This window comes from Pseudohoeflea suaedae (assembly GCF_004354915.1).
GTDB classification, from domain to species: Bacteria; Pseudomonadota; Alphaproteobacteria; order Rhizobiales; family Rhizobiaceae; genus Pseudohoeflea; species Pseudohoeflea suaedae.
Genome location: NZ_SMSI01000003.1, coordinates 411981 through 427959, shown reverse-complemented (window position 1 = coordinate 427959; position 15979 = coordinate 411981). Strand labels below are relative to the sequence as shown.

Annotated in this window: 11 protein-coding genes; 1 reads left to right on the top strand and 10 read right to left on the bottom strand. The window is 62.6% G+C overall.

Annotation, left to right across the window (positions count from 1 at the left end; all coding sequences use genetic code 11):
• Nucleotide 1 precedes the first annotated feature (1 nt).
• The gene (locus tag E2A64_RS15615; protein WP_133285420.1) at nucleotides 2-1870 is read right to left on the bottom strand and encodes a hypothetical protein; all 1869 of its coding nucleotides are present in this window, start codon (nucleotides 1868-1870) and stop codon (nucleotides 2-4) included.
• Between the two features lie 53 nt (nucleotides 1871-1923).
• A complete protein-coding gene (locus tag E2A64_RS15610; RefSeq protein WP_133285419.1) occupies nucleotides 1924-3222 on the bottom strand; it encodes an adenylosuccinate synthase in 1299 nt (432 codons plus the stop codon).
• A 252-nt stretch (nucleotides 3223-3474) separates the two neighbouring features.
• Between E2A64_RS15610 and E2A64_RS15605 the strand changes: the two genes are divergently transcribed.
• Nucleotides 3475-4359 carry a DMT family transporter gene (locus E2A64_RS15605; protein ID WP_133285418.1) on the top strand — a complete coding sequence of 295 codons (885 nt, stop codon included), beginning with the start codon at nucleotides 3475-3477 and terminating at the stop codon, nucleotides 4357-4359.
• A gap of 84 nt (nucleotides 4360-4443) precedes the next feature.
• On the opposite strand, the gene serA is transcribed toward E2A64_RS15605, so the two are convergent.
• The 8 genes from serA to ybgF form a co-directional block, all read right to left on the bottom strand.
• Nucleotides 4444-6039, bottom strand: coding sequence for a phosphoglycerate dehydrogenase (gene serA, locus E2A64_RS15600; RefSeq protein ID WP_133285417.1), 1596 nt, complete (start codon nucleotides 6037-6039; stop codon nucleotides 4444-4446).
• A gap of 69 nt (nucleotides 6040-6108) precedes the next feature.
• Nucleotides 6109-7284, bottom strand: coding sequence for a phosphoserine transaminase (locus E2A64_RS15595; protein WP_133285416.1), 1176 nt, complete (start codon nucleotides 7282-7284; stop codon nucleotides 6109-6111).
• 162 nt (nucleotides 7285-7446) lie between these two features.
• Nucleotides 7447-8292 carry an outer membrane protein gene (locus tag E2A64_RS15590; RefSeq protein ID WP_133285415.1) on the bottom strand — a complete coding sequence of 282 codons (846 nt, stop codon included), beginning with the start codon at nucleotides 8290-8292 and terminating at the stop codon, nucleotides 7447-7449.
• A gap of 187 nt (nucleotides 8293-8479) precedes the next feature.
• The gene (locus E2A64_RS15585) at nucleotides 8480-9361 is read right to left on the bottom strand and encodes an outer membrane protein (protein WP_244598318.1); all 882 of its coding nucleotides are present in this window, start codon (nucleotides 9359-9361) and stop codon (nucleotides 8480-8482) included.
• Between the two features lie 550 nt (nucleotides 9362-9911).
• Nucleotides 9912-11264 (bottom strand): phosphoglucosamine mutase, encoded by a 1353-nt coding sequence (gene glmM / locus E2A64_RS15580; RefSeq protein WP_133285413.1) that lies wholly within the window; start codon nucleotides 11262-11264, stop codon nucleotides 9912-9914.
• Between the two features lie 296 nt (nucleotides 11265-11560).
• Nucleotides 11561-13492 carry an ATP-dependent zinc metalloprotease FtsH gene (gene ftsH / locus E2A64_RS15575; protein WP_133285412.1) on the bottom strand — a complete coding sequence of 644 codons (1932 nt, stop codon included), beginning with the start codon at nucleotides 13490-13492 and terminating at the stop codon, nucleotides 11561-11563.
• A gap of 106 nt (nucleotides 13493-13598) precedes the next feature.
• Nucleotides 13599-14855, bottom strand: a complete 1257-nt coding sequence (tilS, locus tag E2A64_RS15570; RefSeq protein WP_133285411.1) for a tRNA lysidine(34) synthetase TilS — start codon at nucleotides 14853-14855, stop codon at nucleotides 13599-13601.
• Between the two features lie 14 nt (nucleotides 14856-14869).
• Nucleotides 14870-15820, bottom strand: coding sequence for a tol-pal system protein YbgF (gene ybgF, locus E2A64_RS15565; RefSeq protein ID WP_244598317.1), 951 nt, complete (start codon nucleotides 15818-15820; stop codon nucleotides 14870-14872).
• Between the last annotated feature and the right edge of the window lie 159 nt (nucleotides 15821-15979).

Sequence of the window (15979 nt, the reverse complement as noted above, 5' to 3'; positions counted from 1 at the left end):
CTTATCCCGCCGCCCAGACGTCGAGTGCCTGGTTGAACACTTCCGTGCCGCTGGTGCCCTTCTCGAGCGTGATCAGCGCGCGACGGCCATTGGTGTAGATCACCGGAATATCGATCCAGCTGCGGGTACGCAGAAGCTGCGTATTGGTCTGCACCGCTTCCGTCAGATCGTTGAGCGCGATCATGTAGAAATCCTCGGTGATCTTGGCCGGTACGGCGATCAGCGGATTGCCCTGATCCTGCTCGGTCTGCTTCATCGAGATGCGTTGCACCTGCTCGATCCCCCCGCCGGTGAAACTTTCCGGCAGCGCGAACACGATCTCGATGATGTGGCTGGCAGGCAGCGACTTGTCGGCGTTGCGCTTGATGGTCACCAGCGCGGAGAGATTGCCGTCGTCCGTGCTGATCTCGCCACGAATGGCGACATTGTTCGGGCCACCGTTTTCCGGATCGTCGATCAGCGACCAGACGACGGAGCCCTCGCTGACAGCAGGACTCTGCTGGTCAAGCCGCTCCTCGTACAGGAACATCTTCTGCTGCACGCCAAGCGCTTCATTGCTCTCGGCGGCAGTCTGCCCGCCGGCCTGCTCGACACCGGAAACCTCGCCCGTCGCCGGCGCCTGCATCGGAGCCTGATCGCCGGCATCGGTCTGCTCGGCAACCGACCGCCCCTCGACCGGCGCGCTGGCCTGAGCGAGTTCCGGCGCGGGACCGGGATTGGACTCGGTGCCATCGGGGTTGAGGCGCTCGGTGAACTTGCGATCCGGATCGTCCGCCGCCTGCTGGCCGGGGGAAAGAGCAGGCGTCTCGGTCGCCGGTGCCCCATTCGTTTCAGCTTCGCCAGCGGGCGAAGTGTCGGACGCGGCTTCGTCCGTTGTCGCGGGCGAGGTATCTGCCGGTGCAGCCGTCTCGACATCTCCGTCGGAGGAGAACATCGCCATCAGCGCGTCTTTCTGCGCCCAAACGGTATAGCCGACGACGGCGAGCAGAAGCAGCGCCGCGACGCCCAGGGCTATCTTGGCCATCCCGCCGCGCTTGCCGGCGGGAACCTGGGTCCTGCGCTTTTCGACGACCGGCGCAGAAGCCGGCTTTCCGGCCGATGCTTCGTATCTTTCGTCACCGCGGCCGCCGAGACCGAAAATCTCGTCATGGGCAACGCCGGTGACGATCTCCGGACGCTCAACCGCCGGTGGCGGAGCATAAGTGGACGCGGCGAATTCCGGTTCGGGCGCTACATCCGGCTCGTCGCGGATCTCGCCCATGGGAGGCTCGAGATGGGTCTCCTCCACCGGCGCTTCCGGGCCCCAGTCTTCGCCTGGCGTCCCAGGCGCGGCCTGCACCTCGTCGGCGTCAGGCGTCCACTGGTGATCCGCCGGGCCGAAAGAGGCCGGCGGCTCGACCGGCTGGGCTTCCTCGTAAACCTCTGGGTCTTCCGGGAAATATTCGGGTTTGGGCTCCGGCTCCACCACCTCTGGCTCAGGCTCGGGCTCTTCCGCCACAGGCGGTTCAGGCTCGGCGACCGGCTCTGCGACTGGCGGCTCGGGTTCAGCCACATAGGTCGGCGTCACCGCGATCGGTGCTGCCGGCGTCGAGCGCTCATCGACCAGCGCCTCGAGCTCGGACATCAGGCGATCGGTCTCGTCCTGGTCTTCTTCGATGGCCGCGACATACTCGCTCTCGACTTCCGAAATGGCGCCTTCGAGCTTCGACATCTGCCGGTTCATGATGTCTTCGGCAGGAGGCGGGTTCATCGCCTCGAGCTGCCGGCGGATGGCCGCACGGGCTTTGGAATAAACCCGTTCCCGGTTCTCCGGCGTATTGTCCGAAAGGTTGTCTACGGCCTTCCGGATGACAGCTACAAAATCCGCCATGGTCTGACTGGTACCTGCTAACTTCGTTTAATCACATTGTTTTGGTGGTTAAACTAGTCTTCAAAGGGGTCGGTAACAAGTATGGTGTCGTCACGCTCCGGACTTGTCGACAGAAGTGCCACCGGCGCGCCGATCAGTTCCTCGATGCGACGGACATATTTGATTGCCTGCGCGGGCAGGTCAGCCCAGCTGCGCGCACCGACCGTCGTGCCTTCCCAGCCCTCGATGGCTTCATAGACCGGCGTGCACCGCGCCTGCGCGCCCTGGCTGGCCGGAAGGTGATCCGTCCGCTCGCCATCGAGCTCGTAGCCGACGCAGATCTTGATCTCCTTGAGACCATCGAGCACGTCGAGCTTGGTCAGCGCGATGCCGCTGATGCCGTTGACGGCGACAGCCTGACGCACGAGCGCGGCGTCGAACCAGCCGCAACGGCGCTTGCGACCCGTCACGGTGCCAAATTCATGCCCGCGCTCGCCGAGAAACTGGCCGATGTCATCGTTGAGCTCAGTCGGGAAAGGCCCCTCACCCACGCGCGTCGTGTAGGCCTTGGTGATGCCGAGCACGTAATCGAGCGAACCCGGTCCGAGCCCCGAACCTGCGGCAGCCTGGCCGGCAACCGTGTTCGACGACGTCACGAACGGATAGGTGCCGTGGTCGATATCGAGAAGCGTGCCCTGCGCGCCTTCGAAGAGAATGCGGCTACCGGAACGGCGCGCCTTGTCGAGCATCAGCCAGATGGTATCGCGGAACGGCAGAATGCGATCGGCGATCGACGTCAGTTCCCCGTGGATCGTGTCGAAAGCGATTTCCGGCTGATCGAGCCCGCGGCGCAGCGCGTTGTGGTGCGTCAGAAGACGATCAATCTTGTCCGGCAGCGTTTCGAGATTGGCGAGATCCATGACGCGGATCGCGCGGCGACCGACCTTGTCCTCATAGGCAGGGCCGATGCCGCGGCGGGTGGTGCCGATCTTGGTGCCGGAGTTCGACGCCGCATCCTCGCGGATGCCGTCGAGTTCGCGGTGCAGCGACAGGATCAGCGTGGCATTGTCGGCAATGCGCAGGTTCTCGGGCCCGACCTTGACGCCCTGCTCGCCCAGACGGTCCATTTCGGCAATCAGCGCATGCGGATCTATGACGACACCATTTCCGATGACGCCCATCTTTCCTTCGCGCACCACGCCCGAAGGCAGCAGCGAGAGCTTGTAGCTGACGCCATCGATGACGAGCGTGTGGCCCGCATTGTGCCCTCCCTGAAAGCGCACCACGATATCCGCGCGCTCGGAAAGCCAGTCAACGATCTTGCCCTTACCTTCGTCGCCCCACTGCGAGCCGACGACAACCACATTGGCCATGTACAGTCCCCTGAATTGCCGGTCGAAGCGACCGGCCGGTAATTTCGAAACTGTTCTATATCGTCATGTGTGCGCGCATGCGACCCCCCGCATGGCGCCATCCGCTGCTCTGTGAAGGGAAATTTTCGTTTTTCGGAGGAAAAGCTGCAGCCGGTGACGAATGGCAGGGATGCGTTGCCGCCATTGCCATGAACAGGCGAGAGGCATAGATGGGAACCCCTCGCCCCGCATTCCCTCCGGCCGGAATTCTCCATGACCCAGCGCGCCTATCTCTACCTCACGCTCACCACCCTGTTCTGGGGCGCGAATGCAGTAGCCGGAAAACTCGCCGTCGGGGTGATTTCGCCGATGCTGCTGACGACGATGCGCTGGTCGCTGGCCGTCATCGTGCTCCTGAGCTTCGCCCTGCCGCAGATCCGGCGGGACATGCCGGCCATCCGCAGGCACTGGCCGGTTCTTGCCGCGCTCGGCGCAGTCGGGTTCGCAGCCTTCAACATCACGCTCTACTCAGCGCTCGAATATACCAGCGCCATCAACGTCGTCATCATGCAGGCCGGCATGCCGCTGGTCATCTTTCTGGCCAATTTCCTGATCTTCCGCGTGCCCATCACGGGCGGGCAGGTGCTGGGCTTCTTCCTGACCGTCGCAGGCGTGATGACGGTGGCATCCGGCGGCAGCATCGCCCAGCTCCTGTCGCTCACGCTCAACCGCGGCGATGCCATCATGCTGGTCGCGGTGCTCGTCTATGGCGGCTACACCGTGGCGCTGCGCTACCGCCCGGTCATGCACTGGCAGAGCATGATGGCCGTCATGGCGACCGCTGCCATCGTCGCCTCGATCCCTTTCACCCTATGGGAAATCGCCGTCGACCGCGTGGTCTGGCCGGGAATTGACGGTTTCGGCATCGCGCTCTTTACCGCCATCTTCCCGTCGCTGATTTCCCAGGTTCTCTACATTCAGGCCAACGGCATGATCGGATCGAACCGCGCCGGGCTCTTCGTCAACCTGGTTCCGATCTTCGGCACCATCCTCTCGGTCGTGATCCTGCGTGAAACGCTGCACATCTACCACGTCGTGGCACTGGTGCTGGTGATGGGCGGAATTTGGCTGGCGGAGCGGGTGAAGCGGGACAAGTAAAGGCCCGCGCCCCGTCCGACGCCAGCCGACAAAAAAGCCCGCCCCTTTCGGAGCGGGCTTTTCAGCCTTGGGAGGGCTTGTTGCCTAGTCGACGTTGAAGATGAGAGACTTGGCCTGGCGGATCGCCTCATTGGCGGTCAGCTTGTCGAGCACCGCCTGGTCGACGAGACCGTCGACATAAAGCAGCGCGATGGCGTCGCCGCCGTCCTTGTCGCGGCCGAGATGGAAGTTGGCGATGTTGACGCCGGCATCACCCAGCGTGGTGCCCATGAAGCCGATCATGCCCGGAACGTCGGTATTGGCGATGTAGATCATGTGCTCGCCGACATCGGCATCCATGTTGATGCCCTTGATCTGGATGAAGCGCGGCTTGCCGTCGGAGAAGACGGTACCGGCAACCGAGCGGGTCTGGCGCTCGGTCGTGATGGTCAGCTTGATATAGCCGTCATAGACGCCGGTCTTGTCGCGCTTGACCTCGGAGAGAACGATGCCCTTCTCCTTCACCATGATCGGAGCCGAAACCATGTTGACGTCGGCCACCTGCGGGCGGATGAGGCCGGCGAGCAGCGCGCTGGTGAGCGCGCGGGTGTTCATGCCGGCGGTCGCGCCGTCATAAAGTATCTCGATCGACTTGATCGGGCTTTCGGTGACCTGACCGGCAAAGCTGCCGAGCACGTCGGCAAGCCGGATGAACGGCTTGAGGATCGGCGCTTCCTCGGCCGTGATCGACGGCATGTTGATGGCGTTGGAGACCGCACCCTTGACCAGATAGTCCGACATCTGCTCGGCAACCTGGAGGGCGACGTTTTCCTGCGCTTCCGTCGTGGATGCCCCCAGATGCGGGGTGCAGACGACGTTGTCGAGACCGAAGAGCGGGCTCTCGGTGGCGGGCTCGGTCTCGAACACGTCGAAGCCGGCGCCGGCGACATGGCCGGACTTGATGGCCGCGGCAAGGGCTGCCTCGTCGACCAGGCCGCCGCGGGCGCAATTGACGATGCGCACGCCCTTCTTGGTCTTGGCCAACGCCTCGGCATTGATGATGCCGCGGGTCTTGTCCGTCATCGGGACGTGAAGCGTGATGAAATCGGCGCGGGCCAGAAGCTCATCGAGCTCGACCTTGGTCACACCCATTTCCTCGGCGCGCTCCTTGGACAGGAACGGGTCATAGGCGATGACCTGCATCTTGAGACCGATGGCGCGCGAGCATACGATGGAACCGATATTGCCGGCGCCGATCACACCGAGCGTCTTGCCGGTGATCTCGACGCCCATGAATTTCGACTTTTCCCACTTGCCGGCCTGGGTGGAGGTGTCGGCGGCAGGCAGCTGGCGGGCGACGGCGAACATCAGCGCGATGGCGTGCTCGGCGGTGGTGATCGAATTGCCGAAAGGCGTGTTCATCACGATGATGCCGCGCTTGGAAGCGGCCGGGATATCGACATTGTCGACGCCGATACCGGCGCGTCCGACGACCTTGAGGTTTTCGGCAGCAGCGATCAGCTTCTCCGTGACCTTGGTCGCCGAGCGGATCGCGAGACCGTCATACTGGCCGATGACTTCGGCGAGCTTGTCCTTATCCTTGCCGAGATCCGGCAGGTAATCGACTTCGACGCCGCGATCCTTGAAGATCTGCACGGCGGTAGGGGAGAGTTTGTCGGATACGAGTACGCGAGGTGCCATTCTGGCCTCCGTCAGATTTGGGAAAATTGAGTAGTGAGGGGCTGCGGCTTCGACGCCGCAGCCGCCCGATCAAGCAGCCTTGGAAAGCGCGGCCTTTTCGGCCTCGAAAGCCCAGCCGAGCCAGGGCATCAGCGCCTTGAGGTCCGAGGTTTCGACGGTCGCGCCGCACCAGATGCGAAGACCCGCGGGGGCATCGCGATAGGCACCGATGTCCAGAGCCACGCCTTCCTTGTCGAGCCGCGAAACGATCGCCTTCGCAAAGGCTGCCTGCGCATCGGCTTCAAGTGCCGTGACCGCCGGATCCTTGATGGTCAGGCAGACCGAGGTGTTGGAGCGCGTTTCAGCCTTCTCGGCCAGATTGGCGAGCCAGGCATTGGCGTCGCAATAGTCGAAGATCACCTGCGCATTGGCGTCCGCCCGGGCAACCAGGCCGTCGAGACCGCCGACCGTCTCGGCCCAGTTCAGGGCATCGAGATAGTCCTCCACGCAGAGCATCGAAGGCGTGTTGATGGTTTCGCCGACGAAGATGCCCTCGATCAGCTTGCCGCCCTTGGTCATGCGGAAGATCTTCGGCAGCGGCCAGGCCGGCGTGTAGCTTTCCAGGCGCTCGACGGCGCGCGGGCTGAGGATCAGAACGCCATGGCCGCCCTCGCCGCCCAGCACCTTCTGCCAGGAGAAGGTGACGACATCGAGCTTGGAAAAATCGAGCCTCTGCGCGAAAGCCGCCGAGGTGGCATCGCAGATGGTCAGGCCTTCGCGGTCGGCCGGAATGAAATCGGCGTTGGGAACGCGCACGCCCGAGGTGGTGCCGTTCCAGGTGAAGACGACGTCGCGATCGAAATCGATCGACGAAAGGTCGGGAAGCTGGCCGTAAGGCGCCTTGATGGTGCGGGCGTCTTCGAGCTTGAGCTGCTTGACGACATCCGTCACCCAGCCGGCACCGAAGCTTTCCCAGGCGACCATGTCGACGCCGCGTGCGCCGAGCAGCGACCACAGCGCCATCTCGACGGCACCCGTATCGGAGGCCGGCACGATGCCGATGCGGTAATCGTCGGGAACGCCGAGAATTTCGCGGGTGTTGTCGATGGCAGCCTTGAGCTTCGACTTGCCGATCTTGGCGCGGTGGGAACGGCCCACGGCGGCATCGGAAAGTGCTTCGGGCGTCCAACCGGGACGCTTCGCGCAAGGACCAGAAGAAAAACGGGGATTGGCCGGACGCACGTCCGGTTTGGTGGTATCTGTCATGTATCTACCCTCACAGATAGTTGCCTCTCGTTGGGGAGAGGTGTCCCACTGGCGGGGATACGTCCGGACCGGCCTCTAGTCAAGCGGAAGTTCTGCGGAGGCCAGAAACAAAAAGGGGCGGCCCGAGCCACCCCTTTGAGAATATTTGTTTTTCGCCCGGCCCTACCAGAGTTCGTAGCGAAGACCGGCGCGGATTTCATGGGTCTCGATACCGGCATCATGCAGCTGAACACCGGTTGCGCCCTGGCCGGTCTCGTCAGCGCTGTAGCCTGCCATCGGGCCCGAATCGATATTCTGATAGCGATAGCCGAGATCCAGTTTGAGCTGATCCGTGATGTCGTAGGACATGCCGGCCATCAGGGCGTAGGTAAAGCGCCAGTCATTCTCGCCGGTGTGCCTTTCGGACGACACGATCGTCTCGTCGCAGACATCGCCGCCATCGACGCAGCGGTTTGTCCGGCCAAGGTCATCCCAGCGCACGTTGGTCATGCCGACACCGCCACCCACATAGGGGGTGAAACCGGCGAAGGTGCCGAGATCGAAGTAGCCGTTGGCCATGAGTGAATACGTCTTGTAGTCGGCACCGTCCGTGGACATACAGGTCGTGTCTGCGGGGCCGCCGACGCACGGATCGTCCGACATGCTGCTTCCACTGAAACGACCGAAGCCGAAATCGAGCGTGGCGTCTGCGCGGAAATAGTCGGTAAAGGCGTAGCCGACGCCGATCGTACCGGTCCAGTCCGTTTTCAGATCGGAGGAATCGTAGCCGGTGGCGACATATTCATCCGGGGTTCCGTCCACGAAATCCGAGAAGCTCGCAGCCGCGTCGCTGGCAGATTTCGTGTACCCGATATCACCACGGAGATACCAGCCGCTGCCGATTTCCACCGGCTTGGTTTCCGGCAGCATCGGCGCATAGATGATGTTGTCGAGGTCGGCCGACTGGGCCGGAGCGGCAAGCGCCGCGAGAATAGCGATGGCCGGAACCAGTGTGGCGCGCTTGAACATTGTTGACGATCCCTCTGCGATAGGCGAGCGGCGTTAGATCCGCGGATTTCAACCAAGTATTCACCAAACTGGTTAAGCACCGGTTAAGCATGATTGTTAGGGAATATCCGTTTCAGCCGGCGCCCCGGACGAACGAAAACCGCCCGGCGGAACCGGGCGGTCTGAATGATCAAACGTAAGTTGGAACTTACTTGTAGACCGGCGGAGGCGTGAAGACCGGCGGCTCGACCGGAGGCTCGTCGCACCCACCGAAGGTGTAGCGCAGACCGCCGCGAACTTCATGGCTGTGGAAACCGCGGTCGTAGCCCGGACCGCCGGCGGATGCGTATTCGAACATCTTGCCGCCGCGGACGTTGCGGTAGCGGTAGCCGACATCCGCATCCAGTGCGCAGTTGATGTTGATCGTGGTACCGGCCATCAGCGCGTAGGTGAAGCGCCAGTTCGCGGCACCGCCATGCGAAATGGTCGGATCGCAGACACCGGTGCCTGTCGGACAGGACGTGTTGTCCAGGCCGTCCCACTTGACATAGGTCCCACCGAGACCGGCACCTGCATAGAACGAGAAGCGGCCATGGGTGTAGAGGTCTACATAGGCGTTGGCGAGCAGGCTGAGCGCGGTGTACTCGGACAGATCCTCAGAGGTACAGGACGTGGCGCAGGCGCCCGAACCGCTACCGCCGCCGGTCGTCGAACCGCGGAACTTCGTCTTGCCGAAATAATCGAGCGTTGCGTCGAAGCGCATCCGGCTCGACGTCTTGTAACCGACACCACCGCCGATCGAATAACCACCGCGCAATTTCGACGTGGTGAACGGGGAATACAGGTCGTTGCCTCCCTGAAAGAAGTCGACCCCGCGGCTCTTGTTCCAGGCGTAGCCGACGTCGCCACGCAGATACCAGCCGGAAGCCGACGAAACGGTTTCCGACGAAATGGGCTCAAAGGTAGCCGGCGCTTCGTAATAAGGTGCTTCAACGATTGGAGGCAGTGCATCGGCTGCAAGCGCGCTCCCGGTTCCGACAGCGGCGACGACTGCTGCTGCGGCTATGCCTGCGAAGAGATTCGTCTTCATCTCGGTCTCCATGGTGTCACGCCCGAACCGCCCACCCCGGCGACCGTGACGTTTTGTCTGGATCGGACAATGAAGGTTAAAGGTTAAAACACGCTTAACCACGTTTATTTACCAAGTTCTAATGTGCTGATTTCAAAAGTGTATATTCTCCGCACACAACCCGGAAACGGTTGCACGGAGTATTTTGAAAGCAATTTCAGCGTGTAAGCATCCTTATATCTCGCCTCAAGGATACTTCAAAAATCACGGATACGACCTGAATTGCCGCCCAGGCGGACATTGTTTCTCCGCTCGCACGCGCCTGGACCAGTGAAAAAAATTCTTCTTTTTTCCGAGCGCGCATCTCCACGCCCGCTCCGTCATCCGGCTCGCGACAAAAAACGCTCGGAAGGACGGAGACAGGCGGCTTGTATGAGCGAGGTCGTCAGCACCGGCCGTGATGCAAGCAATATTCCGGGGTACAGACCGGGACGCGACGCCGCGGCAAGGCTGTGCCGGGGCACTGGTTCACGTCACGGATTTCGGCAGGTCCACGGGGACTGCAGATACCTCACGCCGCGCTGCGAGCACCCGAAATCACGCCGACGAGACCATCGACGATCGATTCGATCTGGCCCAGATCGTCCCCTTCCGCCATCACGCGGATCAGCGGCTCGGTGCCGGACGGACGGATGACGAGCCGGCCCTTGCCCGCAAGTTCTTCTTCTGCTTCGCGGATGGCTGCCTTGACCTGGCTGTCCTTGAGCGGTTCACCGCCCGAGAAGCGTACATTCTTGAGAAGCTGCGGCACCGGCTCGAAACGCTTGCAGACTTCCGAGACCGGGCGGTCCATGCGCTTGACGCAGGCCAGGACCTGAAGCGCGGCGACGAGCCCGTCTCCGGTGGTGGCGAAATCGGACATCACGATATGGCCCGACTGCTCGCCACCGAGATTGTAGTCGTTCTCGCGCATGTGCTCGACGACGTAACGGTCGCCCACCTTTGTGCGCACGAGTTCCATGCCCTTGTCCTGCATGAAGCGTTCGAGACCGAGATTGGACATGACGGTGGCAACAAGTCCATTGCCGCGCAGGATCCCGTCGGAAGCCCATGATTCCGCGATCAGCGCCATCAACTGGTCGCCATCCACGATCGCACCGCTCTCGTCGACGATGAGAACGCGATCGGCATCGCCATCGAGCGCAATGCCGATATCGGCACGCACTTCATGAACCTTCTTGGCGAGTGCCACAGGATGGGTGGAGCCGCAGTTGAGATTGATGTTGGTACCGTTCGGCTCGTTGCCGATGGTGATCACTTCGGCACCGAGTTCCCACAAGGCAGCCGGAGCAACCTTGTAGGCAGCGCCATTGGCGCAGTCGATCGCCACCCGCATGCCCGCCAGCGTGATGTCGCGCGGCATGGTGCGTTTGGCGAATTCGATATAGCGGTCGTGGACGCCGTCGATACGTTTGGCACGGCCGATGGCGTCGGCGGGCGCCAGACGCATGGTCACGTCTTCCTCGAGCATCACCTCGATCTGCTTTTCGATCTCGTCATTGAGCTTGAAGCCATCCGGACCGAAGAGCTTGATGCCGTTATCCTGATAGGGATTGTGCGAAGCCGAGATCATCACGCCGATATCGGCACGCAGCGAACGTGTCAGCATGGCCACGGCCGGCGTCGGAATCGGGCCGAGGAGAAAGACGTCCAGGCCCGCGGCGGTGAACCCGGCGACCAAGGCGTTTTCCAGCATGTAGCCCGACAGGCGCGTATCCTTGCCGATCACCACGCGATGGCGGTGCTCGCCGCGTTTGAACAGATTGCCCACCGCGATCCCGACCTTCATCGCCACATCCGGCGTCATCGGGTAAGTATTCGACTGGCCACGAATACCATCGGTTCCGAAATAGCGCTTGCTCATAAATATCCCCATTGCAGTACGGCCGGCCCGTTCAATGTCCGACCTGTCTGCCCTGCCCCCGACTCAGGAGCCGATTGCCGCTTTTCTGATAGCCAGTGGAACATGAAAACCGGAAATCAGAATTTATTTCACTTCGTTTCATGCAAAAAATTGCCGCCTTTGGTTGACGGTTACTTTACGCTGACGATCGCCGGTTGGGGAGATGCGATTGCGCCTACAGGCAACTTGCGGCTCTTTGACAACGAAAAAGGGCCGGCGCGAGGCCAGCCCTTTCTCTTGTCCATTCCGTCCGGGGCCTATTGCGGCAGCGGCTCGAGGCCCGTGTCCGGCTCGTCACCCTTGCCCTTGCCCTTCTTGGCGCCGGCCGTGGGAACGGCGGTGCCGCGCGGGCTCTGGGGCTCGTCCGGATCCTCGCGGGTCGGACGCTTGCCGTTCATCAGGTCACGCAGCTCGTCACCGGTCAGCGTCTCGAACTCGAGAAGCGCCTGGGCGATGGCCTCGAACTGGTCGATATTGTCATGGATCAGGTTGCGCGCGGTGGTTTCGGCTTCCTCGATCATGTCGCGGACTTCCTCGTCGATCAGCTTGGCCGTCGACGACGAGATATTGGTGGTCTGCGAGACCGAGTGGCCGAGGAACACTTCCTGCTGGTTCGACGCATAGCGCACGCGGCCGAGCTTGTCGGACATGCCCCATTCCATCACCATGGCGCGGGCCAGGCTGGTCGCCATCTGGATATCGCCGGAGGCACCGTTCGTCACCTTCTCGGGACCGAACTTGTAGATCTCCGCTTCGCGACCACCGAACAGCATGGCAAGACGTGCGATGCTCTTCTCGTGGCTCATCGAATAACGATCGCTTTCCGGCAGGGTCATGACCATGCCGAGTGCGCGGCCGCGCGGAATGATCGTCGCCTTGTGGATCGGATCGATGCCCGGCATCTTCAGCGCGATGATCGCGTGGCCGGCCTCGTGATAGGCGGTGGTCTTCTTTTCCTCGTCGGACATGGCCATCGACTTGCGCTCGGCGCCCATCATGACCTTGTCCTTGGCGTCCTCGAATTCCTGCATGGTGACCAGGCGCCGGTTGCGGCGGGCAGCCATGAGGGCGGCTTCGTTGACGAGGTTCATGAGGTCGGCACCCGAGAAGCCCGGGGTACCGCGCGCCAGGATGTGCAGGTCGACATTCGGGGCCACCGGCACATTGCGGACATGGACCTTGAGGATCTTTTCACGACCGTTGACGTCGGGAAGCGGGACGACGACCTGACGGTCGAAGCGGCCCGGCCGCATCAGCGCGGGGTCGAGAACGTCGGGACGGTTGGTTGCCGCAATCAGGATCACACCCTCATTGGCCTCGAAGCCGTCCATCTCCACGAGAAGCTGGTTGAGTGTCTGCTCCCGCTCGTCATTGCCGCCGCCGAGACCGGCGCCACGATGACGGCCGACGGCGTCGATTTCGTCGATGAAGATGATGCAGGGCGCGTTCTTCTTGGCCTGCTCGAACATGTCGCGGACGCGGGACGCACCGACACCGACGAACATCTCGACGAAGTCGGAACCCGAAATGGTGAAGAACGGCACATTGGCTTCGCCGGCGACCGCACGGGCGGTCAGCGTCTTGCCGGTTCCCGGAGGACCGACGAGCAGCACGCCGCGCGGGATCTTGCCGCCCAGACGCTGGAACTTCTGCGGATCACGCAGGAATTCGACGATTTCCTCGAGATCCTGCTTGGCCTCGTCCACACCGGCCACGTCGGCAAACGTCACCCGGCCATGCGCTTCGGTGAGAAGCTTGGCCTTCGACTTGCCGAACCCCATCGCACCGCGCGAACCGCCCTGCATCTGGCGCATGAAGAAGATCCAGACACCCAGGATAAGCAGGATGGGAAGCCACGAGATCAGGTAGCCCACGAGGGTGTTCGACGAATCGACCTCCGGGCGGGCGGTGATGTTGACGTTCTTCTTGGTCAGCTCGGAAACCAGATTGGTATCGCCCGGCGAATAGGTCTGGAAGTTTCCGCCCGTGTCGTTGTAGGTGCCGGTGATGCGCTCGCCGACGATCGTCACGTCGCGCACGCGGCCCGCATCGACGTCCGAAAGGAACTTCGAGTAGGCGATTTCCCGTCCGGTGTTCCGGTCGGTCGGGCTCTGGAACATGTTGAACAACGCTATCAGAAGCAGCGCGATAATGGCCCAGAGTGCGAAATTGCGTAGATTCGGATTCATCCTATTCCCCAACGGGTGGCGGCCTCGGAAAGGCCGTGGCGGCGGCATCCGCCGAAAGTTTGTTCCAACATAGGTTTCCGAGGCCGATTTGCCAAGGAGACAGGCTTCATTCTGGTTCGCTGACACTCATCCAGTCTGTCCACGGACAGGCACCAAAGCCCGGCCGACCGGCGAGAGCGGCCAGTGCATCGGCCCGCGACTTTTCGAAAACGGGCATCAGGCGCGAGGCGCGTCCGCAAATGCGCGTGGCATCCAAGTTCTCGATACGCACCTCAATACCTTCTTTTCTGACCGATAATTCCGGCAAAATTCCGTATTGCCCTGCGCCGGAGACGGCAACCCTTTCAACGCGATTGCGGTTTGCAATCCGATAACGGCCGTCCCACAGGAGTTCGTCGCCGGGTTCGATGGCGGACTGCGCGACGTTTCGCCGCTCGCGCCGGATGGTGATGTGATCGCCGCGCCGATGGAGAAGCACCCGCCCGACAGTAAGCCGGGACGCGCCCGGCGTACCGGCGAATTCCGCGAGACGCTCGACGCCGTGGCGGTCGAGACCCCGGTCCCGTCCGCCGGCCATGTCGACGAGCGTCCTGAGGCAGGAAAGAGCGACATCCCGCTCGAGCCCGGCCATGTCGAGTGCGAAGACATCGTCCTCGTTTCGGCTCGCCCGGTTAGCAATCGCCTCCCCCGTCCGCTTCGCGCGTTCCGTACGGATCAGCCAGGAGGAACGCAGGCCTTGCGCATCAACGCCCGCCTGGCGCACCCGCACCCGCTCGAATGTATGATCCATGTTGGAAGGATCCTCGACCCAGCCGAGCCTCGCCGCGCGGAGATGACGGCGGATCGCTTGCCGCGAGAGATGCAGCAGGGGGCGGAGAAACCAGACGGTCTCGTCACGCAATGTCGCCGGCGGAATGCCGGTATTCCCCTCGCTCTCGATGCCACGGGCGTTGCGCATTGCCAGCGTCTCCGCCTGGTCGCCCGCCGTATGCGCGGTGAGGATGGCTGCGAGATCGAGGCGACGGGCAGCGTCTGAGAGAAGATCGTAACGTGCGGCCCGCGCAGCGGCCTGAATGCCGGTTTTCGGCTTGCCGCCGAGCCAGTGCAGCGTTTCGTGGTGCGCCCCGAGCCTGTCGGAAAGCTCGGCCACGCCGCGCGCCTCGGCCGCGGATTCGCGACGCAGGCCGTGATCGACGGTAAGCGCGACGACGCGGTCGGGTCCGGCTGCACCAACAAGTGCGCTCAGAAGACCCGTCGAATCGCTGCCACCTGAAACGGCAACGCCGATCCTGCGGCTATCGGTGAAATGATCGAGAAAACGCGCGGCTGCGCGAAGGACGGACGCGCCGTCGGCACCGGGCATGACCGGAGAAGAACTCAGCAGCTCGCCTTGAGCTGTTCCTGCTGCACCTTGGCGCGGACAGCCTGGGTGGCGCCGGGGTAGTTGGTCAGCGTCTGGCGATAGGTCGCGCAGGCCGGCTCGCGCTTGTCGAGGGCTGCCAGCGACATGCCGAGCTTCAGCATGGTGTCAGCGCCTTTTTCAGCCTGCGGGAACTTGTTATGGGCATCGAGAAAGGTCTGTGCCGCATCATTGTAGCGGCCTTGCGAGAACTGTGCCTCGCCGAGCCAGAACATCGCGTTCGGAGCCTGGCCGTCGTCGGGATAGATATCGACGAAATCGCGGAAGACCTGTTCGGCGAGCTGGTAGTCGCCGGCCAGCATGTGGCTGTAGCCGGCCTGGTAGAGATCGCCCGGATTGTTGAGCGCCGCAGTCTGCGTCGCGTTGTTGCTGGGAACCTCCTCGGCATTGGAGGCAACCGGGTTGCCATCCTGGTCGAAGGTGATCGAGCCGAGCGTGCGCTCGGGTGCGCCAAGCTGCTGGTTGGGCGTCGTCGAGGCCGTAGCACTGCCCTCGACACCCGGCAGTGTTTCGGTGCTGGCGCTGTCCATCGGCACTTCTTCGGTGACCGCCGGGTTCTGCAGGGCGGGGCCGGCGTCCGTACGGTCGCCGTTCCCCCCTCCGCCCTCGAGCTGCTGGAAGCGGAACTCGTTGTCTTCCTGCATCTGGCGCATGCGCTCTTCCATCTGCAGAAGCTGGAAGCCCAGTTCCTCGATCTTGCCGTTGAGCTGGCGCACCTGCTCCTCGAGCTGGCCGACGCGATAGGTCTCGTCTGCACTCTGGACTTTGACGACGTGTTCGGTGGATCTGGCTTCGCCCAGCAGGGGAAGCTTCGACCACAGCGGTGCGGCCTGAGCCGTCGCCATGGTTCCGGCCAGCATTGCGGCCAGCACACCCATCTGACACGTACCGCGGATAATCTGTCTCACGTATTAGAGCTCCCGGTCTGTTTCTCGGAACGTTCGGGGACCCGCGGCTTGACCGGAGAGCCCCCGCCCTCGCCGCCGGATTATCTCCGAGATGCCCGCTGAATCAACGTATAAACGGGCCAAAATTGTGGTGAGGTCATGAAAAAAGGCGGCCCGTGA

Coding starts and splice junctions, on each gene's coding strand:
- E2A64_RS15615 (WP_133285420.1), bottom strand. CDS start 1,870: ATGGCGGATTTTGTAGCTGTCATCCGGAAGGCCGTAGACAACCTTTCG.
- E2A64_RS15610 (WP_133285419.1), bottom strand. CDS start 3,222: ATGGCCAATGTGGTTGTCGTCGGCTCGCAGTGGGGCGACGAAGGTAAG.
- E2A64_RS15605 (WP_133285418.1), top strand. CDS start 3,475: ATGACCCAGCGCGCCTATCTCTACCTCACGCTCACCACCCTGTTCTGG.
- serA (WP_133285417.1), bottom strand. CDS start 6,039: ATGGCACCTCGCGTACTCGTATCCGACAAACTCTCCCCTACCGCCGTG.
- E2A64_RS15595 (WP_133285416.1), bottom strand. CDS start 7,284: ATGACAGATACCACCAAACCGGACGTGCGTCCGGCCAATCCCCGTTTT.
- E2A64_RS15590 (WP_133285415.1), bottom strand. CDS start 8,292: ATGTTCAAGCGCGCCACACTGGTTCCGGCCATCGCTATTCTCGCGGCG.
- E2A64_RS15585 (WP_244598318.1), bottom strand. CDS start 9,361: ATGAAGACGAATCTCTTCGCAGGCATAGCCGCAGCAGCAGTCGTCGCC.
- glmM (WP_133285413.1), bottom strand. CDS start 11,264: ATGAGCAAGCGCTATTTCGGAACCGATGGTATTCGTGGCCAGTCGAAT.
- ftsH (WP_133285412.1), bottom strand. CDS start 13,492: ATGAATCCGAATCTACGCAATTTCGCACTCTGGGCCATTATCGCGCTG.
- tilS (WP_133285411.1), bottom strand. CDS start 14,855: ATGCCCGGTGCCGACGGCGCGTCCGTCCTTCGCGCAGCCGCGCGTTTT.